This window comes from Gilliamella sp. Pra-s52, assembly GCF_009795805.1.
Lineage (GTDB): Bacteria > Pseudomonadota > Gammaproteobacteria > Enterobacterales > Orbaceae > Gilliamella.
On the sequence record NZ_WTEY01000001.1, the window covers coordinates 251154 to 273589 of the forward strand.

Annotated in this window: 18 protein-coding genes and 4 tRNA genes; 9 read left to right on the top strand and 13 right to left on the bottom strand. The window is 32.0% G+C overall.

Annotated features, from left to right (window positions below; genetic code table 11):
* Positions 1–649: 649 nt before the first annotated feature.
* Complete coding sequence (locus tag GQ594_RS01165; protein ID WP_160411093.1) at positions 650–3319, bottom strand: DotA/TraY family protein; 2670 nt, start codon at positions 3317–3319, stop codon at positions 650–652.
* A 735-nt stretch (positions 3320–4054) separates the two neighbouring features.
* Here GQ594_RS01165 and GQ594_RS01170 point away from each other — a divergent pair.
* The 3 genes from GQ594_RS01170 to GQ594_RS01180 are packed head-to-tail and all read left to right on the top strand — an operon-like array spanning position 4055 to position 5048.
* Complete coding sequence (locus GQ594_RS01170; RefSeq protein WP_160411094.1) at positions 4055–4378, top strand: hypothetical protein; 324 nt, start codon at positions 4055–4057, stop codon at positions 4376–4378.
* Between the two features lie 48 nt (positions 4379–4426).
* Entirely contained in the window at positions 4427–4720 is a 294-nt protein-coding gene (locus tag GQ594_RS01175; RefSeq protein ID WP_160411095.1) for a hypothetical protein, read from the top strand.
* Positions 4721–4739: 19 nt separating this feature from the next.
* Positions 4740–5048 (top strand): hypothetical protein, encoded by a 309-nt coding sequence (locus GQ594_RS01180; RefSeq protein WP_160411096.1) that lies wholly within the window; start codon positions 4740–4742, stop codon positions 5046–5048.
* A gap of 49 nt (positions 5049–5097) precedes the next feature.
* Here the strand turns inward: GQ594_RS01180 and GQ594_RS01185 are convergent, their stop codons facing one another.
* From GQ594_RS01185 to recA, 10 genes are all read right to left on the bottom strand, one after another.
* Positions 5098–5586 (bottom strand): helix-turn-helix transcriptional regulator, encoded by a 489-nt coding sequence (locus GQ594_RS01185; RefSeq protein ID WP_160411097.1) that lies wholly within the window; start codon positions 5584–5586, stop codon positions 5098–5100.
* A gap of 44 nt (positions 5587–5630) precedes the next feature.
* Complete coding sequence (locus GQ594_RS01190) at positions 5631–6839, bottom strand: tyrosine-type recombinase/integrase (RefSeq protein WP_160411098.1); 1209 nt, start codon at positions 6837–6839, stop codon at positions 5631–5633.
* 198 nt (positions 6840–7037) lie between these two features.
* Positions 7038–7114: transfer RNA gene (locus GQ594_RS01195), tRNA-Arg, on the bottom strand.
* Positions 7115–7133: 19 nt separating this feature from the next.
* A tRNA-Arg gene (locus GQ594_RS01200) sits at positions 7134–7210 on the bottom strand.
* A gap of 18 nt (positions 7211–7228) precedes the next feature.
* A tRNA-Arg gene (locus GQ594_RS01205) sits at positions 7229–7305 on the bottom strand.
* A gap of 19 nt (positions 7306–7324) precedes the next feature.
* A tRNA-Ser gene (locus GQ594_RS01210) sits at positions 7325–7417 on the bottom strand.
* Between the two features lie 121 nt (positions 7418–7538).
* Positions 7539–7739 carry a carbon storage regulator CsrA gene (gene csrA, locus GQ594_RS01215; RefSeq protein ID WP_160401318.1) on the bottom strand — a complete coding sequence of 67 codons (201 nt, stop codon included), beginning with the start codon at positions 7737–7739 and terminating at the stop codon, positions 7539–7541.
* 138 nt (positions 7740–7877) lie between these two features.
* On the bottom strand, positions 7878–10511 hold the full coding sequence (alaS, locus tag GQ594_RS01220) for an alanine--tRNA ligase (RefSeq protein WP_160411099.1): 2634 nt from the start codon (positions 10509–10511) through the stop codon (positions 7878–7880).
* Positions 10512–10713: 202 nt separating this feature from the next.
* A complete protein-coding gene (locus GQ594_RS01225) occupies positions 10714–11214 on the bottom strand; it encodes a regulatory protein RecX (protein WP_160411100.1) in 501 nt (166 codons plus the stop codon).
* Complete coding sequence (gene recA, locus GQ594_RS01230) at positions 11207–12259, bottom strand: recombinase RecA (protein WP_160401315.1); 1053 nt, start codon at positions 12257–12259, stop codon at positions 11207–11209. Before recA ends, GQ594_RS01225 begins: the two co-directional genes overlap by 8 nt.
* Positions 12260–12620: 361 nt before the next feature.
* Here recA and GQ594_RS01235 point away from each other — a divergent pair, with 361 nt between their 5' ends.
* Genes GQ594_RS01235 through GQ594_RS01245 form a run of 3 tightly spaced genes read left to right on the top strand, consistent with a single transcriptional unit; the run spans position 12621 to position 16103 of the window.
* Positions 12621–13874 carry a PqiA/YebS family transporter subunit gene (locus tag GQ594_RS01235; RefSeq protein ID WP_160411101.1) on the top strand — a complete coding sequence of 418 codons (1254 nt, stop codon included), beginning with the start codon at positions 12621–12623 and terminating at the stop codon, positions 13872–13874.
* Positions 13875–13881: 7 nt separating this feature from the next.
* Positions 13882–15519 (top strand): intermembrane transport protein PqiB, encoded by a 1638-nt coding sequence (gene pqiB / locus GQ594_RS01240; protein ID WP_160411102.1) that lies wholly within the window; start codon positions 13882–13884, stop codon positions 15517–15519.
* A complete protein-coding gene (locus GQ594_RS01245) occupies positions 15519–16103 on the top strand; it encodes a PqiC family protein (protein ID WP_160411103.1) in 585 nt (194 codons plus the stop codon). Before pqiB ends, GQ594_RS01245 begins: the two co-directional genes overlap by 1 nt.
* A gap of 48 nt (positions 16104–16151) precedes the next feature.
* On the opposite strand, the gene pabB is transcribed toward GQ594_RS01245, so the two are convergent.
* Together pabB and GQ594_RS01255 are read right to left on the bottom strand one after the other, a co-directional pair.
* On the bottom strand, positions 16152–17897 hold the full coding sequence (gene pabB, locus GQ594_RS01250; protein ID WP_160411104.1) for an aminodeoxychorismate synthase component I: 1746 nt from the start codon (positions 17895–17897) through the stop codon (positions 16152–16154).
* A gap of 7 nt (positions 17898–17904) precedes the next feature.
* A complete protein-coding gene (locus GQ594_RS01255; RefSeq protein ID WP_160411105.1) occupies positions 17905–18474 on the bottom strand; it encodes an anthranilate synthase component II in 570 nt (189 codons plus the stop codon).
* Between the two features lie 293 nt (positions 18475–18767).
* Between GQ594_RS01255 and manD the strand changes: the two genes are divergently transcribed.
* The 3 genes from manD (at position 18768) to GQ594_RS01270 (ending at position 22427) form a co-directional block, all read left to right on the top strand.
* On the top strand, positions 18768–19982 hold the full coding sequence (gene manD, locus GQ594_RS01260; protein ID WP_160411106.1) for a D-mannonate dehydratase ManD: 1215 nt from the start codon (positions 18768–18770) through the stop codon (positions 19980–19982).
* A gap of 15 nt (positions 19983–19997) precedes the next feature.
* Positions 19998–21014, top strand: a complete 1017-nt coding sequence (locus GQ594_RS01265) for a Zn-dependent oxidoreductase (RefSeq protein ID WP_160411107.1) — start codon at positions 19998–20000, stop codon at positions 21012–21014.
* A 63-nt stretch (positions 21015–21077) separates the two neighbouring features.
* On the top strand, positions 21078–22427 hold the full coding sequence (locus GQ594_RS01270) for an MFS transporter (RefSeq protein WP_160411108.1): 1350 nt from the start codon (positions 21078–21080) through the stop codon (positions 22425–22427).
* Positions 22428–22436: the final 9 nt, after the last annotated feature.

Below are 22436 nucleotides of genomic sequence, written 5' to 3' on the forward strand. Positions count from 1 at the left end.
AATTGCTTTTCGCTTCAGCTTCAAATCAATATTTTCAATTAACTAACATTATTCTATCTTCGTTAAGTTCTTCACTTGCTCGCTTCGCTTGCTCGTTCATCTCAAAACTCGATACAATAATGGGGGCAATTTTGGCTCATCGCCAATCCGCTATCTTTCGCTTTTCACTTCGTTCAAATCAAAATATAGCAGACCATTGCCCACATTATTAGGACAATAAAATTGTCCGAATGAATGTATATTTTGTGTCCAATTAATTTGTCCAATTAATTAGTCCACTTTCATTATGCCCACATCTATTTATTTAATCAGTTTTAGCATTTTGTCAACGCTAACCTGTTACTTTTTATTAATTTTTTCACAAAAAAATTGAAGCTATTCGCATCAATTTTTCACCTCAAAATTATTAAAAAGCTATAAAAAGTGGTGGGCATAATTCAAAATTTGAGCTATTTTTTTTAATTAAAAATAGCTTTTTTTTGCTTATTTTTTTTTAAAAATTTTGGTGAAATTTGCTTATTTTTTTTAATCAAAAATTAGTAAAATTTAATAAAACTAATTGGTTTTTTTTGACAAAAAAACACACAAAATAAATAAATTAAACACAAAAAAAAAGAGGCTTTTAACCTCTTTTTATTTAGTATTTAAATTATTTTTTAGTATTTCTATTGTTGTAATTTATCAAAGTTTCATCCAATCCAGATTCTCTTGCTTGATCTACTGGTAATTGTTTACCTAAATCTTTTGCTTGTTGCATATAAGCATTAGCTTTTGTTCTGTCACCTGCTTCAAAAGCAAGCTTGGATAATGCTAATTTACTATTTGCTTGTTGCGCTAAACTGTCGAACTCTTGCTTTGTAGCAGTTTCATTATATGCATTTTCAAGCATATTCAGATCTTCTTTTTTATTCATTTTTTCTTGTTGCTGTGCTTGTTCTTTTTGCTGTATTTCTGCTTGTTTTGCTTGTTGTTTTTTATTAGCAACAGCGTTTGCTTTAAAGGCATTTACTTTATTTCCTGCTCCTCTTGCTACACTACCCATTTGATCTAAACCAACTTTTGCCATTGCTGCTTTTGCCATTGTTGTGTTTTGAGATTCTTTTGCATAAGAAGCTAAGCTTTGTCCAGCATTGACATTTAACCATTTCATAATTTCATCGGGAATAACATGTATTAATGAAAATGATTTGTTTATAATACTGTACAAAACACCAAAGTATACAAATAAAATTGCTATTGTTTTTATTATACTACCCCCCGCAATTCCCGTTAAAGCTAACATAGCAGGGAAAGTTTCTGATAATAGACCACCCAAAATATTTAACATTTCAATTGCGCAGATTAAACCTATGATCATTAAAGTCGGTCTTAAAGCAAGCGACAAAACAAGCCCATATCCAGTACTTCCTTTACCAGTGAAACCGTCGGCATCAGGTTGTAATTGTGTCACTACCCATAGCGGAGCAGCTACCATAGCTTCTAACACTAATATCATCCAACCGCCGACCATACCAAGCCATAGCATGTAAGGAGTAAGTGGTAATAGTACAGACAGTGAATTACCGACGATCCAAAGGCTAATAGAAATTGGCATAAAAGCGACAACAGCTATAAGCGCATTACCAACAATAGATCCCGAAAAAATCCCAGCAACCCCAGCTACTCCTGCGCTTACACCAATTACAACACTACCTAAATTTATTGCTAAATCTCCATAGTATTTTGCTATAGTAATCGGATTTATTGAACCTGCTGAGTCCTGCATCGTCTTCACCAGACTGTGCGCAGAAGCATTGCCGTCACTGCTAAACGGGTTAATTGAAAACGAAAAAGTATTACTTGCTTCTTTATTTATACCATTAAAAATTCCTGTAATTGCTCGACTTCCTGCGTCACCATCTTTCTTATTTTTTTGCTCGTATTGTTCATATTTTGCCAACGCTTGTTGAGTTAATCCATTGACATGCTTACTATTAGCTGAACTTGCTTCTAAATCACTACTTGCTTTATTCATCACCGACGATAATTCAGTTCCTTGCCAAAGTTGTTCAAAACTAAAGCTTGGTTCCACGCTAACTGGTGTTAAATTAGCTAATTGCCCTAAAATTTCTTGTATTTGAATTAATCTTATACTCCATGAACCTGCTAACATCCATCCATCTTTTTTGACTGACTCAGTAAAAGAATCCCAAGCATTAGTCTTTTTAAATGCTTGTTCAATAACAAACGCATTATTTTTTTTGTACGCATCTATTGCTTCATCAATTTTTGCTTGTAAATCAACGCTGTTAGTATCTTTATAATACTGACGTGCTAACAAAGACATATCTGAATGTAGTTTATTCAAAAAATAAACTTGATTTTGTAATACAGTATCAAATAAAGGTGCTAAGTTTTTGTAATCTCCCAATTTTTTATCTAAATCATTGCTTTTAGTTTGTACTATATAAGCACCGCAAGCACGCAAATCCCTGCCAATTTTATAATTTTTATTGTCGATTTTTATTGAATTAGCCATGCCATTTATAGAACCGCTAACGCCCGCTATTTGATCTGCACCAAAACTTAGGTATTGAAATGGTAATTCAAAAATTTCAGGTTTTAAACTATAACCATAATAACCGCCAGTGCTTACATAATTATATGATTTTCTAGAAATTTCTTTATTTATTTGATTAACGTTAGATTTTGGTGAAACCCACTTGCTTGACAATTCAACATCTTCTTTACCAATCTGTTTATACAAATCATTTGTTGCTACAACGCAAAGATTTGATAAAAAAACCTGCTTAGCTAACGTGTCTATTTTTTGGTTTGAAATATTAGGAACAACTACACCATTAGCTACCCCCATATTTGCTACATATTCTTGCCATACATGGGAAGCCGCCCCAATACTCATTTGAATAACCCAAAGCATAAACATTTGTATAGCACAAAAACCACCTGACACAGGGACTAAAAAAGCAGTACTTGTAGCCATTCTTATTGGCAACCACATAGATGACCATTTTTTACCTAGAATTTCACCGTCATGCGCTGTAGACATTGTTCCAGCCATTAACGTATAAGCTACAATAATACCGCCAACCATTAACACAACACTATTAAAAGCTAACAAAGCGGCGGAAAGTGGACTTTTAGACATATCATCCTCGGGAAAATAGATATCTAAAAATAATTTTTTTGATATATCAGTGTCTTCTATGTTAAATAAATCTACATCTACAGCATTAGCAAACGCATTGCTAGTAAACATTAATAATAATGTTATTAGTGTTATAAACACTAAATTCTTTTTATAAATACTAATATTCATAATAACTTACCTCTTTTCTTTATTTTTATTATTTGTATAGTTTTTAACTACTTATAGTTACTTATAAAATATTTAAATAATGTCAACTATTAACTTCATTATTTTTTCATTATTTTTATTAAAAAATTTAAATATAAAAATCTTGTAAAGTATTGACATTATTAAAATATTTTATAAATAAATAATATTAATAATTTAAAAATGAGACTTTAAAATTGGACATTAAAAAAGAGGTGATGAATGAATAAGAAAACAAATAAATTTAGTAGTATAAAATATGATTTAGCTAGTAATTTTTTAACATTATTTTATGTATTAGCTACGTTTGTAATTACTGTATGCATATATTTTGGCGGTACAAACATTATTAAAGTTCTAACTTGGGACTGGTTTTGGTTGTTTATTGTGTGTTGGTCATTTTTATTTGCTGTGCCGTGTCAATTACTAGCTCACTTTACACTAAACATTATATATAAATCAAAATAATAGATTAATAAATTAAATATAAAAGGGCTTTTTAGCCCTTTTTTATTGATTACATTTTTTATTTTTAACTTAACTTGTTACTTTTTAAAAATTTTTGAAAGATTACAACGATCAGTAAGGTTAATTACGATAGATAAAACCTATTATAATATATTTTATTGATCTGTGAAACCGATCATAATACAATAGTCAACCTTTTTAACTCAACCTTTACTTTAGTTTTAATAAATTTTTATAGATAAGGAGAAAATGATGCTTGGTAGAATTTTGAACGGTTATTATTCTGATCTTGACGGAGATTATTATATTACAACGAATCCTTTAGTTAGAGATGGTATAGCTTTGCTTTATTGGATTGGGTTTACTTCAATTATTCTTAGTAAATTTTTGGGACTAGATAATCCTATTAAAATTTTTAAGGAATTTTATAATATGTTTCATAATTTAGGCTGTTTACAAGGGTTTGGGATTTTGATTATTTACTTTTTCTTTACTAGCTTTATTTTTGGTTGGCTTCCAAGCATGTTTACATTAAGAATTTTAAAAATTGTAGAAAACATATTTGGTAAATAGTTATTTAAATAATAAGGCTTATTTGTGTTAATTACAAGGAATAAAAAAATGAAAAAAATAATTAGTTTTGTGTGTGTTAGTGTTTTAGGTTTTGTTTTAGTTGGTTGTGGCGATAAAAACACAATTATTTATGATTTAAAAGCAGGTAAAGCAACAGCAAGCGGTTTTGATTCTCAAGCTCCAAATGTAAGTGGTTTGAATTATATGAAAATTATGAATGAGATTAGTAAAAATTGTAATATTGATACTGTAACACTTGCTATAAATTTAAATACTGATGGTAAATATACTACAGGAGTATGTAAAAACGGCATTACTTACAAATTAATTAATGCTAAGTAAAAAAGAAAGGGGTTAAATAATGAAAAAAATAATTAGTTTTGTGTGTGTTAGCGTTTTAGGTTTTGTTTTAGTTGGTTGTGGCGATAAAAACATAATTACTTACGATTTTTTAACAGATAAAGTTACGTTAAGCGATAATTTTGATGAAAGTATACAATTACCAGCTGATAAACATTATGCTGTACTACTTAGTGAAATGGTTAAACACTGTAATTTAACAGAAGAAGATTATAATAAAGCTACTACTCAAATGCTAAAAGAGGGAGAATATACATCGAGTACTTGTAAAAATGGTGCTGTTTATAAGTTTATTAACATGAATAAATAAAATTAAAAATTAGTTAATATTATAAAAGAGGGGTTCCCTCTTTTATAATTTATAATGTTATTGGGAGTTTTACCTTTTTATTTTGTTTTTCAATTTTAAACTTATTTAATAAGTATTCTTTTTCTTTTAAATTACATTTTTTAGTAATTTCACTTCTATTAAAATATAAAAAACTTCCAATTTTATAACATGTTAACTTTAATTCTTTATTTTCAAAAAATTCTTTACTTTTATTAAGTAATATAATTGCTTCTTTTTTTGTTATTAAATTTTCTAAAATTATTTTTTCATTAACTTCTTCTTTATTATTTAAATTAAATATTTTATTATTTGTATACATAGCAACTAATCGTTGATTTTCTAGCCATTCCTCTATTTCTACCCTTTTAAATCTGCTATTTTTCCCAATTTTTATTTTTTTTGGAAAGTCAATATCAGGATTTTTACAATATTTATCTATAGTTCTTCTTGTTATTTTTAATAAATTTTCTACATCATTTACTGTTAATAATTCTATATTTTTATATTCTTCCATCATATATACAAAAACCTTTTAAAACTTTGTAAATTAATTAAATGTAATTAAAAAATAGAAAATTTACCAGCGTTTTTTATGTAATCAGCCCACCACTCCAACATTTCACGCCGTTTATCTAAATAAAGAGCTTTATTATAAGTTGCTCGAACAGTGTTTTTATCTACATGCGCTAACGATAATTCAATAATGTCAGGATTAAATAAACCGCTTTCGTTTAACGCAGTACTTGCTAAACTTCTAAAACCATGCGCAACTAAAATACCTTTATAACCAAGCCTTTTTAAAGCGTTATTAGCTGTTTCCAAGCTTATATGCCCTGATTTTGTTTTAGTACTACTAAAAACATAGTTATTTTTAAAATCAGCTTCTTTCATTTCATTTAATATATTAATGGCAAGTTCGGGTAATGGAACGATGTGATCACGGCGCATTTTCATTTTTTTAGCTTTAATAGTCCATATTTTGTTTTCAAAATCGATCTCGCTCCATTCGCATTTAACAGCTTCAGCAGGGCGAGATAAGGTAATTAGCTGGAAATACATCAAAAGCTTCGTAGAACGCTCTAAATTCGCATTATTAACCGTTTTTAAGATATTTGGTAGCTCAGCAGGGGGCAGGGTAGGGCGTGGCGTTGGTGTGTGCGTAGGTAATATCTTTTTTAAGTGTTGTATTTTGTTATACTCAATATAATTTTTAATAACAGCAAAATCAAAAACATTATTTAAGTATTCACATAATCTTTTTATTAAATCAGTTTTTCCACAACTTTTAATTAATTCATCAAAATCGGTTGCTTTACAGTCTTTTATTTGTTTATGTGCTAATTCAATATCTTTATTTAAAATATATTTTGTAAAAGAACTTTCTATTTTTCTCAAGTGTTTTTCGGTCACTTTATTTTCTTGCTTTTTTAACTCAAACCATTCTTTAAATACATTCCTTAATTGCGATGCTTCATTACCTATTTTTTTTAGCTCTTCATTTTTTTCAAAAGCCATCGGATCTATTTTTTCTTTTAACAAATCTAAATATTGTTGTTTCTTTACTCTCACATCAGCAAAACTTACAGCAGGATATTTTCCCAAGCTCATCATTTTTTGTTTTTTAGTTATTGGATGTACATATTTAAAACGCCACAACTTAGCACCAGTTGTTTTAACTAATAAATATAATCCATCCCCATCATTTAAGTAATAATCTTTATTTTTAGGTTTAGCATTACGCAAATTTAAATCTAGCAATTTCTTTTTCATTATATTATTTATCCGTTTTTAAAAGATATACAAAAAAACAACTTAAAAACGAGTATAACTCTTAAAATATACAAAATAAATATACAAAAAAGCATGCTTAGTGCTTCTCAAGTGTTCCTTTTAGTTCTCATTAAACTTAAATAAATTGTTATTTTTTAATTGGTTACAACGAATTGAAAAGGGTTTGTAAGTAGTGAATGGCGCACCCGAAGGGATTCGAACCCCTGACCGCTCGGTTCGAAGCCGAGTGCTCTATCCAGCTGAGCTACGGATGCGTGTAAGTTCGTTAAAAAGTGGTGCATCCGAAGGGATTCGAACCCCTGACCGCCCGGTTCGTAGCCGGGTACTCTATCCAGCTGAGCTACGGATGCGTTTTGAATTTTTTAAAATGGTGCATCCGAAGGGATTCGAACCCCTGACCGCCCGGTTCGTAGCCGGGTACTCTATCCAGCTGAGCTACGGATGCATATTTTAAATTTTTAAAATGGCGGTGAGAGAGGGATTCGAACCCTCGATGCAGTTTTTGACCGCATACTCCCTTAGCAGGGGAGCGCCTTCAGCCTCTCGGCCATCTCACCAAGACATTATGACTTTTTGAACAACAAAATCATAATGTGTGGCGCACATATTACTTTTTACAAAAAATAAGTCAAACATTTTTTTGCTTATGCGTGCTGGTTGTTTATTTACTGCCCAATATTACCCTTTGGGCTCGGGGAATTCATCATTTGAATCTTGTGTCTGATGAATTCTGTTATATATCTCTTCTCTATGAATAGAAACATCTTTAGGTGCATTAATACCAACTCTGACTTGATTGCCTTTTACGCCTAAGACGGTAATAACTACATCATCCCCAATTATTAGTGTTTCACCTACTCTCCTAGTTAAAATTAACATTAGATCTCCTAATATCAGTTAAGTATATATCCAAACTATTTTAAGATATAGCTTCGTCAGCCTCCATCCATAAGAATGTAAGACGGAATTTACAGAAAAACTCTAATATTTAATTAACAAACACTTGAGTATATATGGCTAACTTGCTTGTAATTTGTTACTGATTTCCTTTTTCACAGAAGACAACGCTTCTGGTAATGCCGAGAGATCCATTCCACCTGCTTGAGCAAAATCAGGCCGCCCACCACCTTTACCACCTATTTTCAATGCTAGCTGAGAAACTAGTTCACCAGCTTTAATATTTTTGATTAAATCATTAGTTACACCGGCAGCTAAATTGATTTTTCCATCGTTGACAGCCGCTAAAATAATTACAGCTGTTTTTAATTGATTTTTAAGATCATCAATCATAGTGCGTAATACTTTTGCTTCAATGTTATCAAGTTTGGCAATAAGTATATTGGTGTTGTTAATTTTTTCGCATTGGTTAAGTAATTGAGCACTTTCTTGACTAGCTTTTTGTGCTTTTAATTGTTCAATTGTTTTCTCAAGTTGTTTAGTTTGATCAAATAATTGTTCAATACGCGCTAAAACTGCAGACTTGTCACTTTTAACAATTTGTCCAATCTGAGTCAATAAATTTGATTCATTATGTATTAGATCCATTGCATTTTGCCCTGAGGTCGCTTCAATACGGCGTACACCAGATGCAATGCTTGATTCTGATACTATTTTAAATAAACCAATATCACCTGTTCTATCTACGTGAGTACCGCCACAAAGTTCGATTGAAAAATCGCCCATAGTAAGCACTCGTACTATATCGTCATATTTTTCACCAAATAGTGCCATAGCACCTTTGTTTTTTGCTTCCTTGATTGGCATAAGTTCAATATCAACCGGTAAATTACGACGAATTTGTCGGTTAACAAGGTTTTCTATTTCAATAATTTGTTCTTGCGTTATCGCTTGGTTATGTGAAAAGTCAAAACGCAGATAGTTATCATTGACTAAAGATCCTTTTTGATGAACATGATTACCTAAAATACGTTGTAATGCAGCTTGTAATAGATGTGTAGCTGAATGATTGCGACGAATTCGTTCACGTAGTTCAATGTCAATTGCCGCTGTAACTGTGTCTCCAACTTTTAAAGAGCCTTTAACGATGTTACCTATATGCCCAATACTTTTACCATATTTTTGGCTATCTAAAACAGTAAATTCAACATTTGCAGTTGTTAATAAGCCTTTATCACCAATTTGGCCACCAGATTCACCATAAAATGGAGTTTTGTCTAGAATGATAATGGCTTCATCGCCAGCATGAATACTTTCAATTTTTTGGCCATTTTTAAATATGGCAATAATTTTTCCTGAAGATTCAGTTGCTTGATAACCTAAAAATTCAGTTTTATCATCAAGTTTTATAACGTTGCTATAATCAACACTAAATGAACTCGATTCACGAGCACGCTTTCTTTGTTCTTCCATGCATTGATTAAAGCCTGCTTCATCAATAGTGATATTTTTTTCACGGCATACATCTGCGGTTAAATCTAGTGGAAAGCCGTAAGTATCATAAAGTTTAAATGCAACATCACCTGGTAATATTTTGTCTGTGATTTTTGTTAACTCTTGATCAAGCAAAAATAATCCACGTTCTAATGTTTTTAAAAATTGCTCTTCTTCTAATTTAAGCGCGTCTTCGACCAATTTACGGTTATTAGCTAATTCAACCGCTGCACTTTCCATTACATCAATTAATGGTTTTACAAGTTTGTAGAAAAATATGCCTTTTGCGCCAAGCATATGTCCATGTCGCACTGCCCGTCGAATTATTCGGCGTAACACATAACCTCGACCTTCGTTTGAAGGTAATACTCCATCCGAAATGAGGAAAGCACAAGAGCGGATATGATCAGCAATAACTCGTAGTGATTTATTTTCTAAATCTTTAGTTTGAATAATGTCTGCTGCATCTTTAATTAATTTCTTAAATAGATCTATTTCATAATTAGAATTAACATGTTGCAAAACAGCCGCAATACGTTCTAGTCCCATTCCTGTATCAACAGATGGTTTAGGTAATGGTTCCATCGTTCCATCAGGATGACGATTAAATTGCATAAAGACGATGTTCCAAATTTCGATAAATCTATCACCATCTTCTTCAGCACTACCTGGGGGCCCTCCCCAAATGTGATCACCATGATCGTAGAAAATTTCGGTACAAGGACCACAAGGACCTGTATCACCCATTTGCCAGAAATTATCAGATGCATATGCTGCGCCTTTATTATCACCAATACGAATTATACGTTCTTTAGGAATTCCAATTTCTTTTTCCCAAATTGCATATGCTTCGTCATCTGTTTCATAAACAGTGACAGTAAGTTTATCTTTAGGTAGATTAAACCATTCTTTACTAGTTAATAATTCCCACGCAAAATGGATTGCATCACGCTTAAAATAGTCTCCGAAACTAAAGTTTCCTAACATTTCGAAAAAAGTATGATGTCGAGCTGTATAACCAACATTATCTAAATCATTATGTTTACCACCAGCACGGACACAACGTTGTGATGTTGTTGCTCTAGAGTAAGAACGTTTATCAACACCAAGAAATACATCTTTGAATTGATTCATTCCTGCATTAGTAAACAATAGCGTTGGGTCATTGTGTGGAACAAGGGAACTACTTGAGACAACTTCATGTCCTTTGCCACGAAAAAAGTCAAGAAAATTTTGACGAATTTCTGCAGTACTTTTCATTTATGCTTCCATATAAAACGATAGATTTTTAAACATATTAATATACTCGTTACAACTAAAGTTGAAAAGTAAATATTGTTACTATTGGAGTGGATCTAGTTAATTTTACAAGTAATAAGGAAAAATAAAAAAAGAATTAGTGAGTTTTATTTGTAATTATTTTTCTAACTTTTATATACTGCATTGTAGATACTCTCATTATTTAAGTCAATAAATCGTATGCGGTTTTAATATCATCTTGTGTATAACCTCTTGCGATCAGAAACTGAATACCTTTTTGTTTTTTATTATTATTTTGTGGTTTGATTTGTTTTAGCTTTTTTAGCAATTGTTCATGAGCAATACTTCCCCAGTTGATATCAGACATTTGTAATAGTTGATGGCTTAAATCAGTTGGTAAACCGCGTTGTTTAAGTTCTATTGCGATTTTATATTTTCCATAACCTTTATTGGCACGCATAACAATATACTTTTCAATGTATTGTTCATCATTGATCCACTTTTGATTGATACAATACCCAATAACATCTTGTATTTCAGTTTTTAGTTTAGTTAGTTGATCGTGATAATCTTCGTCTAGAGATGATAGTTTTTTAGCAAAAAAAAATGTTATTTTTTGAGATAGTTCATGCGAAGAGTGATCACGCTGTGCAAGTAGTTGCACAGCTTTATTTAGAATTGATTTATTAAGGTTTTTATTCATTATTCAAAATTTCATCTTCTGATGAAATATCTTCTTCATCTGCTGCAAAAACAGCAGGGCTATTTAGTAGTAAATCGCGTAGCTTAGTTTCAAGCTCTTTAGCAATTTCAGGATGTTCTTGTAAAAATTTAATTGAATTAGCTTTTCCTTGACCAACTTTTTCACCATTGTAGCTATACCACGCACCAGCTTTATCTACTAATTTGTTTTTAACTCCTAAATCAATTAGTTCACCTTCTTTCGAAATTCCACAACCATAGAGAATTTGGAATTCGGTTTGTCTAAATGGTGCTGCAACTTTGTTTTTAACTACTTTTACTCGAGTATCACTACCAATAATATCTTCACCTTCTTTGACTGAACCAATACGACGAATATCAAGACGAACAGAGGCATAAAATTTAAGCGCATTACCACCGGTTGTTGTTTCTGGATTGCCAAACATGACACCGATTTTCATACGAATTTGGTTGATAAATACAACTAAACAATTGGCATTTTTAATATTTGCAGTAAGTTTACGTAAAGCTTGTGACATTAAGCGAGCTTGTAATCCCATATGAGAATCACCCATTTCACCTTCGATTTCAGCTTTTGGTGTTAAAGCTGCAACAGAGTCAACAATAATCACATCAACGGCGCCAGAGCGAACTAATGCATCACAAATTTCAAGTGCTTGTTCTCCTGTGTCAGGTTGTGATACTAATAAGTCATTGACTTGTACACCTAATTTAGCAGCATAAATAGGATCAAGTGCATGTTCAGCATCAATAAATGCGCAAGTTTTACCTTCTTTTTGAGCTTGTGCTATTACTGATAAAGTAAGCGTTGTTTTACCTGATGATTCTGGCCCAAAAATTTCAACGATCCGACCCATTGGTAAGCCACCAATACCTAATGCAATATCTAACCCTAAAGAACCAGTAGATACGGCATCCACATCTAACGTTTGAGTATCTCCCAAACGCATAATTGAACCTTTACCAAATTGTTTCTCGATTTGACTTAATGCAGCTGAAAGTGCGCGTTGTTTGTTTTCGTTCATATTATAAAATTCCAATGAGTGAGGATGTAGAATATTATACTGTATCGTTATACAGTATCAAGTTTTTTTTATATACGATAATCATTTAGTTAGTTATTACAATTTTCTTATGCTTTTTATAACTAACTCAGTTTTTATAATAACTGAAACTAACAAATGGTGATAAAATATTGGTATTCAAGATTAAATCTATTAGATTATCTTATTAATTTTTCAATTATGCTCTTTGACCAGATGTGTTTCTTATTAGTTGTTATTATTCTTCGACTAACTGTTTAAAATAATTTATTAGTTTTTGCGTTTCAATGTTATTCTAACTTGAATATTTTTGTTGATTAAAGATATCGAATAAAGGGAAATAATGGCCATTGATAAGCAACATTATGTTTTATGCTCACACTGTGATTTGGTCGTAGAATTATCTGATATAATGATAGGGCACAAAGCTGTTTGTCCTCGTTGTAATACAACATTAGTCAAAAATAATCATGATATGAAGTTTAGATCTGCCATGTATGCAGTTTGTTCGTTGATTATGATTGTTGTTGCTTTCGGTTTTATCTTTATTGATATTCGTCTTGTGGGTAATTTTATTGGCGTTAGTGTATTAGATATACCTAAAACCCTTTTTTTTGATAAATATGGTTATATTTCTGCACTTTTTATCTTATTTGTTTTGCTTTTTCCTATAGTAAATTTATCAATTATCACCTTACTTTGTTCTAAATTACGATTAACAAAGTACCGAAAGCGAGATTTACTTATTGTTTATGAAAAGTTTCAACATTGGTGTATGCCTGAAATCTTTCTTGTTGGGATTTTAGTCAGTTTTGTTAAATTAATGAGTTATGGCAGCATTGGTGTTACTAACTCGTTTTTTGCATTTTGCTTATTTGTCTTTTTTTATATCAAGTCGTTAGTTATTTTTTCACCAGAAATTATTTGGAACGAAATTCACCGTAATAATTTTTCTTCTAATACGTTAAAAGCAGGTAAAACCGGAATAAGTCAAAATTTAAAATTATGCAATTGTTGTCAGGCTATATTACCTATAAATTATAAAAAGTGTCCTCGGTGTAAACAAAAAAGTAAAATTAGAAATCGAGATAAAATACAATGGACTATAGCGTTATTGGTAACATCATTAATTCTTTATATTCCCGCTAATTTATTTGGTATTATGATAACTGTTGTTTTTGGTGCACCATCAACTTCAACCATTATTGATGGTGTTATTTATATGTGGCAATCAGGTGATGTTCCTGTTGCGCTTATTATTTTTATTGCAAGTGTTGTGATTCCGATTTTAAAAATTATTTCGCTTAGTTGGCTTTGTTATTTTGCACTAGCAGTAAAGCAAAAAAATAAGCGTAATTGCATAAAAATGAAAAAATTATATACTGCTGTTGAATTCATAGGTAAATGGTCAATGATAGATATATTTGTGGTTTCAGTTATTTGTTCTTTAGTTAGAAATCAACAAATGATGGGGGTTTACCCTGATATTGGTGTTACATTTTTTGCAAATGTCGTTATTATCACAATGATTGCATCACAGAAATTTGATCCTCGTTTAATTTGGGATCGTCCGCAAAATAAAAAAATAGGTCAATAGGAACAATATGGTAACATCAAGTAAATTAGCAAAAATAACCAGAATTAGAGCTATTTCCGCAATATGGATTATTCCCATTGTTACAGCAATTGTCGGTCTTTGGATAATTTACTCTTATTTAGCCGATAGGGGAACCTCTTTCACTTTGCTTGCAAAAGATGCAAGTGGCATCGTTGCAGGGAAAACGACCATTAAAAACCGTAGTGTTGATGTTGGTATCGTTGATGAAGTTACTTTATCTGATGATTACAAGCAAGTGGTAATAAAAGGGCGTATTTATAATGATATGGAACCTTTATTAAAAAATGATTCAATTTTTTGGGTTGTTAAGCCTGAGATTGGGCGAGATGGGGTGACTGGATTAGGAACTATTTTATCAGGCGTTTATATAGAATTAGTTGCCGGAAACGATACGCACAGTTTTCAAAACAAACCTTTTACGCTTTCTGATACCCCACCATTGTCAGATCCAAGTATTAAAGGGATTCGCTTAAATTTAGAAAGTGAACAAAATGGTGTGATCCCAAGAGGAGCTTCTGTCATGTTTCATGGTTATCGTGTAGGTAATGTTGAAACTTCAGAATTTGATGTTGAAGCACGTAAAATGAAATATCAAGTTTTTATTACTAAACCTTACGATGTACTAGTAACACAAAATGTTCGTTTTTGGAAAGAAGGCGGGGTTAATTTAACTCTTTCTCCTCAAGGAGCAAATTTAGACGTTCCTTCTTTAGATGTCTTAATGTCAGGGGGGATTAGTTTTGATTTGCCTGAGGGGTCTAAATTAGGTGCACCTGCAGAACAAAACGCAGTTTATAAATTATATGAAGATAAAAAATCCATTAAAGATTCTCAATATACTGAATATAAAGAATTTCTTGTTATGCTTTCTGATTCAATATCTGGGTTATCAGAAGGCGTTCCTGTTGAATATCATGGTATTAGGCTAGGAACAGTATCTAAAGTGCCATTTTATACAGCCGAGATGTTAGAAAAATCTTCGATTTTAAATAAAAAAGTACCAATATTAATTAGGATTGAACCTGCTCGTTTGTCTGAATTAGTTGATGAAAAAGTCGATATTGCGGCATTAATTATGAAAGAGCAAGAAAATGGATTAAGGGCTTCGTTAAAAACCTCAAACATGTTCACTGGTGCAATGTATATAGATCTTGATTTTTATCCTGATTTGAAAAATAAATATGACTTTAAAATGGCAAAACAGTTTGGTTACGACACAATTGAGGCGACTTCAACAGGAATTGCACAAATTCAATCCAAGGTTATGCAATTATTAGATAATTTTAATAGCTTGCCTCTTACCAATACTGTATCACAACTCAATCAATCGCTTGCTTCAAGTCAACATTTAATGGATTCATTAAATCAGGTTATGTCTAGTAAAGAAATGCAGAATATGCCGAAAGATCTACAAAAGACATTACGTTCATTAAATAAAACATTAAAAGGATTACAGCCAGGCTCTGAATTAAACAATCAAATGAAAGAAAGTTTGCAAAAAGCTCAACAAATGATGGATGAACTAACTCCATTACTTAATACTCTTAATAATAAGAGTAATGCTTTGATCTTTTCTGCTTCTTCAAAGGAAGATCAAGAACCTAAAGCAAAAGGTAAAAAATAATGAATAAAATACATAGAAAATTGTTTATAGTTGTATTTATACCATTACTTGCTATATTAGTAGGTTGCTCAACTAGCACTCCAAGTAAAAGCTATTTTCAACTAACTAGTAATTTACCACCCCTTGTATCGCAAAAAATAAAAACGACTAATCGTTTTATTTGGATTGAATCAGTCGATGTTGCGAGTTTTTTAAGTAAGCCGGGTATAGTATTACAAACAGACAATATTAAATATGAAACGGCAACCCAGCATTTATGGGCTTCAACACTATCTCAGCAACTTCAAGAGAGGCTATCGCAAGATTTAACTGTTTTGTTGCCTAATTATTTAGTATCGAGCCAGTCAATTACAGCACCTACACTAACAGTAAAATTATTTATTGATGGTTTTCATGGCAGTTATACTGGCGATGCGGTCATCAAAGGACGATGGGTGATCACTGACTGTAAAAATAATATTGAAACAAAACCATTTGAGCGCTATGTTCCTTTAGAATCCAATGGATATAGTGCTTTAGTTAAAGCACTATCAAAAGGTTGGCAAGATGAAGAACTGGACTTTGCTGGTTCAATAAAACATTAGTGTTATAATCATACTCTGTCAGAGTTTTGACGGAGTATTTTAAATCAATTATTTTAATTGCAACTTAAAGTGACTAAAAACTTCATCATCAATCGTTATCCATTTGCGAACACTATTGATAAATGCAATTTTATCAGCATTGATAAGATCGTCTTTTAAAATCGTTTTTTCTAACAATTGATTATGATCTAAATAAAATTGCCGCATGGTGCCTGCAAGTAATCCACACTCTTTTTTAGGTGTAATCCATTGATCGTCAATTAGTAGTGCAAGATTACCATTAACAAATTCAGTTATTTCATTGTATTGATTAAAATTAATATATTCTTTTCCAGTAGTTAAATCAGGAAAGTGCTTACGATTTGATGTTTTATGATACAAATAGATATTTTGATTATGAACACACTTTGTTGCTAATCGAATTTCATTAATTTTTATTGATGTGTTAATTATATTCTCGCTAATGGTATATAACCCATTTTTTTGCAGTAACACTCTGACTTTGTAGGTATTTACAATATTTTGAGTGGTTGTATTTGCTAACTTAATAAGTTGTAACTTAATCGCATTAATATCACATTTAAAATCAAAATAATCAGCTGATTGTGCAAGCCGACTTAAATGTTCATTCAATAATAAAAATTGTCCTTTTTCTAGCAATAGCGATTCAATAATATATTTTGGTGAAGAAGTAGTGCGACTTAAAATTGCTGTTTTAGCTAAGATTTCGTTATATTCATCTTTTGATGTTGAGTCCCAAGTGATTCCCCCACCAACACCATAACGCATTTTTTGATTATGTATGGTTAATGTGCGAATTGGGATATTAAATACAGCTTTATTCATATATGGTCCAATATAACCAATTGTTCCACAGTAAACACCACGTGGTGAATTTTCAGTATCTGCAATAATTTGCATGGTACTTGTTTTAGGCGCACCAGTGATTGAACCACAAGGAAAAAGAGCTTGAAAAATTTTAAATAAATTAAGATCTTCATTTAATTCTCCCTGAATTGTTGACGTTAATTGCCAAACGGTGGGATATTTTTCGGCTGAAAATAGTTTGGGTACAGTCACTGATCCTGGTTTCGAAATTCGACTTAAGTCATTACGTAATAAATCAACAATCATCATGTTTTCAGCTTGGTTTTTTTCAGAAAATAAAAATTTTAATTGTTGCTTATCTTGTTGATTAGTTAAGCCCCGAGCAGTGGTCCCTTTCATTGGTTTTGTGGTAATGATTTTATTATCTAATTTAAAAAATAATTCTGGTGAAATCGATAAAATATAATAATCGTCAAACTCAATGTAGGCGCAATAATCAGCTTGATTATTTTTTTGTAGAAAATAGTAATAATCAATAGCATTTTCATTAAATGGAGCGGTAAATTGAATAGTATAATTAGTTTGATAAGTATTGCCGAGTTCGATTTGTGATCGAATAAAATCAATCTTTTTATTATATTCCTCAATTGATGTATCGCTTATCAAAGCAAAACTTGGTGGTATATAATCACTTATTTCTATCTGTTTTTGTTCAACAATAGAAAATTTATCAAAAATACCAAATAACAATAGTGGCAACTCATGATTTTGTTTTGTTTTATGTTCACTATTGAAGCCCATTGCACTTTCATAAGCCAGATATCCGACTGCATAATAGCCTTGTTGTGTGAATTTTTCTATTTCATCCAATTGTTGTTTAATTGAAGAATAGTCATTTGTAGCAAAAACTTTTATTGGATTGCAAAAACATTTGTGTTGACCTTCAAAGTCGATATGAATTTTCATTTTAGTATTACTCATGGACAAAATTATCAATCATTTGTAAACCAAATTCGGTTTTAATTGCTTCAGGGTGAAATTGAACTGACTCTATAGGTAGCATTTTATGACGTAATCCCATAATCAATCCTTGATTGTTTCTAGCTGTTACAATCAGTTGAGAGTCTTTTGGTAAAAGCTTATCACAAGCAATTAATGAATGATAACGAACTACCGAAAGCGGACTTTTGATTCCTTTAAAAATTCCTTGACCATCATGGGTTATTTCATCGACTTTTCCATGCATAGGTGTTGGTGCTTTGATGATTTTATAACCATAAGATTGAGCAATCGCTTGATGGCCTAAACAAACTCCTAATATTGGGCAAACACGACTAAATTCGGCAATTGTAGCAAGTGATATTCCAGCATTGATTGGAGAGCTAGGACCAGGTGAGATGATAATCTTAGAAAATTCGAGCTTTTTTATTTGTTCAATTGTCATTTCATCATTTTTTATTACTTTCACTTTTGCACCAACTTGGCACAAATAATCGTTAATATTGAATGTAAAAGAATCATAATTATCTATTAATAATATCAAAATACAGTCCGTTAATTACATAGAGTATTGTTTTTAAAATACTGGCACTTGTAACAGTCAAATTCCAGCCATAACAGAATGTATTATACCGTCAATGCAATTAAAAGAAGATATTATTGCTAGTTTATGATCTTTTATTTCTTTGTTTATACTAAGACACAAATTTTTCTTGAATTTTTTGATAAAAAGCCTCTTTTTTTGTGACAGATTTCACATAAGCATACAACCATTCTTGTATGGTAGTATTTGTGTTGTTATTTTGATAACACCAAATTCCACAAAAGAGGTATTGAATGAAAATTGTAAAAGCAGAAGTTTTTGTATGTAGTCCAGGAAGAAACTTTGTCACATTAAAAATTACTACCGATGAAGGAGTATACGGTTTAGGAGATGCAACACTGAATGGGCGTGAATTATCGGTTGCTTCTTATCTAAAAGATCACCTTTGCCCACAGCTAATTGGTCGCGATCCGCAACAAATCGAAGATATCTTCCAGTATTTTTATAAAGGAGCTTATTGGCGCCGCGGTCCTGTTACCATGTCTGCAATTTCGGCAATTGATATGGCACTTTGGGATATTAAAGGTAAGTTAGCAAACATGCCATTATATCAACTACTCGGAGGTGCATCACGAACAGGCGTAATGGTGTATTGCCACACAACTGGTGCCAGTATTGATGAAGCACTTGATGATTACGCTAAACATAAAGAAATGGGTTTTAAAGCTATTCGTGTGCAATGCGGTATTCCCGGTATGAAAACGACTTATGGTCAAAGTAAAGGGAAAAATCTTGCTTATGAACCCGCAATACGGGGAAATTATCCTGAAGAGCAATTTTGGGCAACAGAGAAGTATCTTGATTTTATGCCTAAATTGTTTGAAGCAGTGCGGAATAAATTTGGTTTTAATGAACATTTGCTACATGACATGCATCACCGTTTAACACCAATAGAAGCGGCTCGTTTTGGGAAAAGTATTGAAGATTATCGACTATTTTGGATGGAAGATCCAACTCCTGCTGAAAACCAAGAATGTTTCCGTTTAATTCGTCAACATACTGTAACACCAATTGCTGTCGGTGAAGTATTCAATAGTATTTGGGATTGTAAACAACTGATCCAAGAACAATTAATTGATTATATTCGAACCACCATTACCCATGCAGGTGGTATTACCCATATGCGTCGTATTGCAGATTTTGCTGCTCTTTATCAAGTGAGAACAGGTTCCCACGGACCATCTGATTTATCCCCAATCTGCCATGCAGCTGCACTACATTTTGATATGTGGGTGCCTAATTTTGGTGTGCAAGAATTTATGGGGTATTCACAGCAAATGTTGGAAGTTTTTTCTCCGAATTGGACTTTTAACGATGGTTACATGCATCCAAGTGACAAACCAGGGTTAGGTATCGATTTTGACGAAAAACTAGCTGAAAAATACCCATACAATCCAGCATATTTACCGATTGCTCGTCTTGAAGATGGCACATTGTGGAATTGGTAATTTAAAGGAGTTTATATGAAAAGTATTGTAATCAAACAACCCAATGAGTTAGTAATCGAGGAACGTGAAGTTCCTCAACCTAAATCAGGAGAAGTTAGAGTAAAAGTAAAATTAGCAGGTATTTGTGGGTCAGATAGTCATATTTATCGAGGTCATAATCCTTTTGCTAAATATCCAAGAGTAATTGGTCATGAATTTTTTGGTGTGATTGATGCAGTAGGTGAAGATGTTGAGCAATCAAGAATCGGCGAGCGTGTTTCTGTTGATCCTGTAATTAGTTGTGGACATTGTTATCCTTGTTTAGTGGGACGTCCTAATGTTTGTACATCTCTTATTGTATTAGGTGTCCATAGAGATGGAGGATTTAGCCAGTACGTGATAGTTCCAAGTAAAAATGCTTATGTTATTCCAGATGAAATTAGTGATGAGTTTGCAGTGATGATTGAGCCATTTACTATTGCAGCAAATGCAACCAATCATTTAAAACCAACTGAGAATGATATTGCATTAATTTATGGTGCGGGTCCAATGGGATTAACGTCAGTACAAGCATTAAAAGGCGTTTATAATGTTAAAGAAGTCATTGTTGTTGACCGGATTGAAGAACGCTTAAATATGGCAAAAAATAATGGTGCTGACAGAGTAATAAACAACACCTCTTTATCTTTAAAAGATGAGCTAGATAAACTTAATATTAAACCAACAGTTATTATAGATGCAGCTTGTCATCCATCCATTTTACAAGAAGCAATAACGATTGCATCGCCAGCAGCAAGAATTTTGATAATGGGCTTTTCAAATGAATCTTGTCAAATAACTCAACAAGGTATTACTAGCAAAGAATTATCTATTTTTTCATCGCGATTAAATGCAAATAAATTTCCAGTTGTAATTGATTGGCTTAAGAAAAAATTAATTGATCCGCAAAAGTTAATCACACATAAATTTGATTATATACAAGTCATTCAAGCGATAGAAACTTTTGAAAAAGATCAAAAACAGTGTTGTAAGGTGTTACTAACTATTATTTAGGATTTTTTAAACACAGTTTTATTGATGATCTTTTTATATATAAAATTATAAGGCGAGTAATATATGAATAACATAGGAAATATTAAATGTGAAAGAAATTCTTCAGACTTAGTTAAAGCAGCTGTTTCAGGATGGCTTGGAACAGCATTAGAATTTATGGATTTTCAGTTATATTCTTTAGGGGCAGCACTAGTATTTCGTGAAATATTTTTCCCTGAACAATCGGCAATTATGGCTCTAATCTTAGCTATGGGAACCTATGGTGCAGGATACATTGCCCGCATTGTTGGCGCTTTTATCTTTGGAAGAATGGGCGATGCCATAGGTAGAAAAAAAGTATTATTTATAACAATTACTATGATGGGAATTTGTACAACACTTATCGGTATATTGCCAACTTATGCTCAAGTAGGTATTTTAGCTCCTTTAATGTTGGTTCTCTTACGTATAGTCCAAGGTTTGGGAGCTGGTGCTGAAATTTCTGGAGCGGGTACCATGCTTGCAGAATATGCACCTATAGGGAAAAGAGGTATTATTTCTTCATTAGTTGCAATGGGTACTAATTGTGGCACATTAAGTGCTACTGCAATTTGGGCAGTTATGTTTTTTTTATTAGATAAGGAACAGCTAATTGCATGGGGATGGAGAATACCTTTTCTTGCTAGCGCGATTGTTATGATCTTTGCTATATGGCTCAGAATGAACTTAAAAGAAAGCCCTGTATTTGATGGTGTTAATGATGTAAATACCCAATCAATCAATGATAAACAACCAATCAAACACATTTCATTAATTGAAATGATAAAAAGTAAGTCATTTTGGTTAGCAACTGGTTTACGCTTCGGACAAGCAGGAAATTCAGGGCTAATTCAAACTTTTTTAGCAGGTTACTTAGTGCAGGCTTTATTATTCGAAAAAAGTATACCGACAGATGCTTTAATGATTAGTTCAATTGTAGGATTTGTTACTATTCCTTTCTTAGGATGGTTATCTGACAAAATTGGGCGACGAATTCCATATATTATTTTGACAGTTTCTGCAATTATTCTTGCTTATCCAATGTTATCTATTGTTGTTGATAAAAGTCGTTCTGTTAACACTATAATGTTATGCTTGATTATTATTCATAACATTGCAGTACTAGGGTTATTTGCACTAGAAAATATTACTATGGCTGAAATGTTTGGTGCTCGTAATCGCTTCACTCAAATGGCGATATCTAAAGAAGCTGGAGGTCTTATTGCTGTAGGATTTGGTCCTTTGTTAGCTGGAATTTTCTGTAATATTGTCAACGATTGGTGGCCAATTGTTGTTATGATTATTGTGTATTCTTTTATTGGCTTGATATCAGCGATTTTTATGCCTGAAGTTAAAGATCGTGGTTTATCTGATTTAAATGATGCCGCATTATGATTTAAGGTT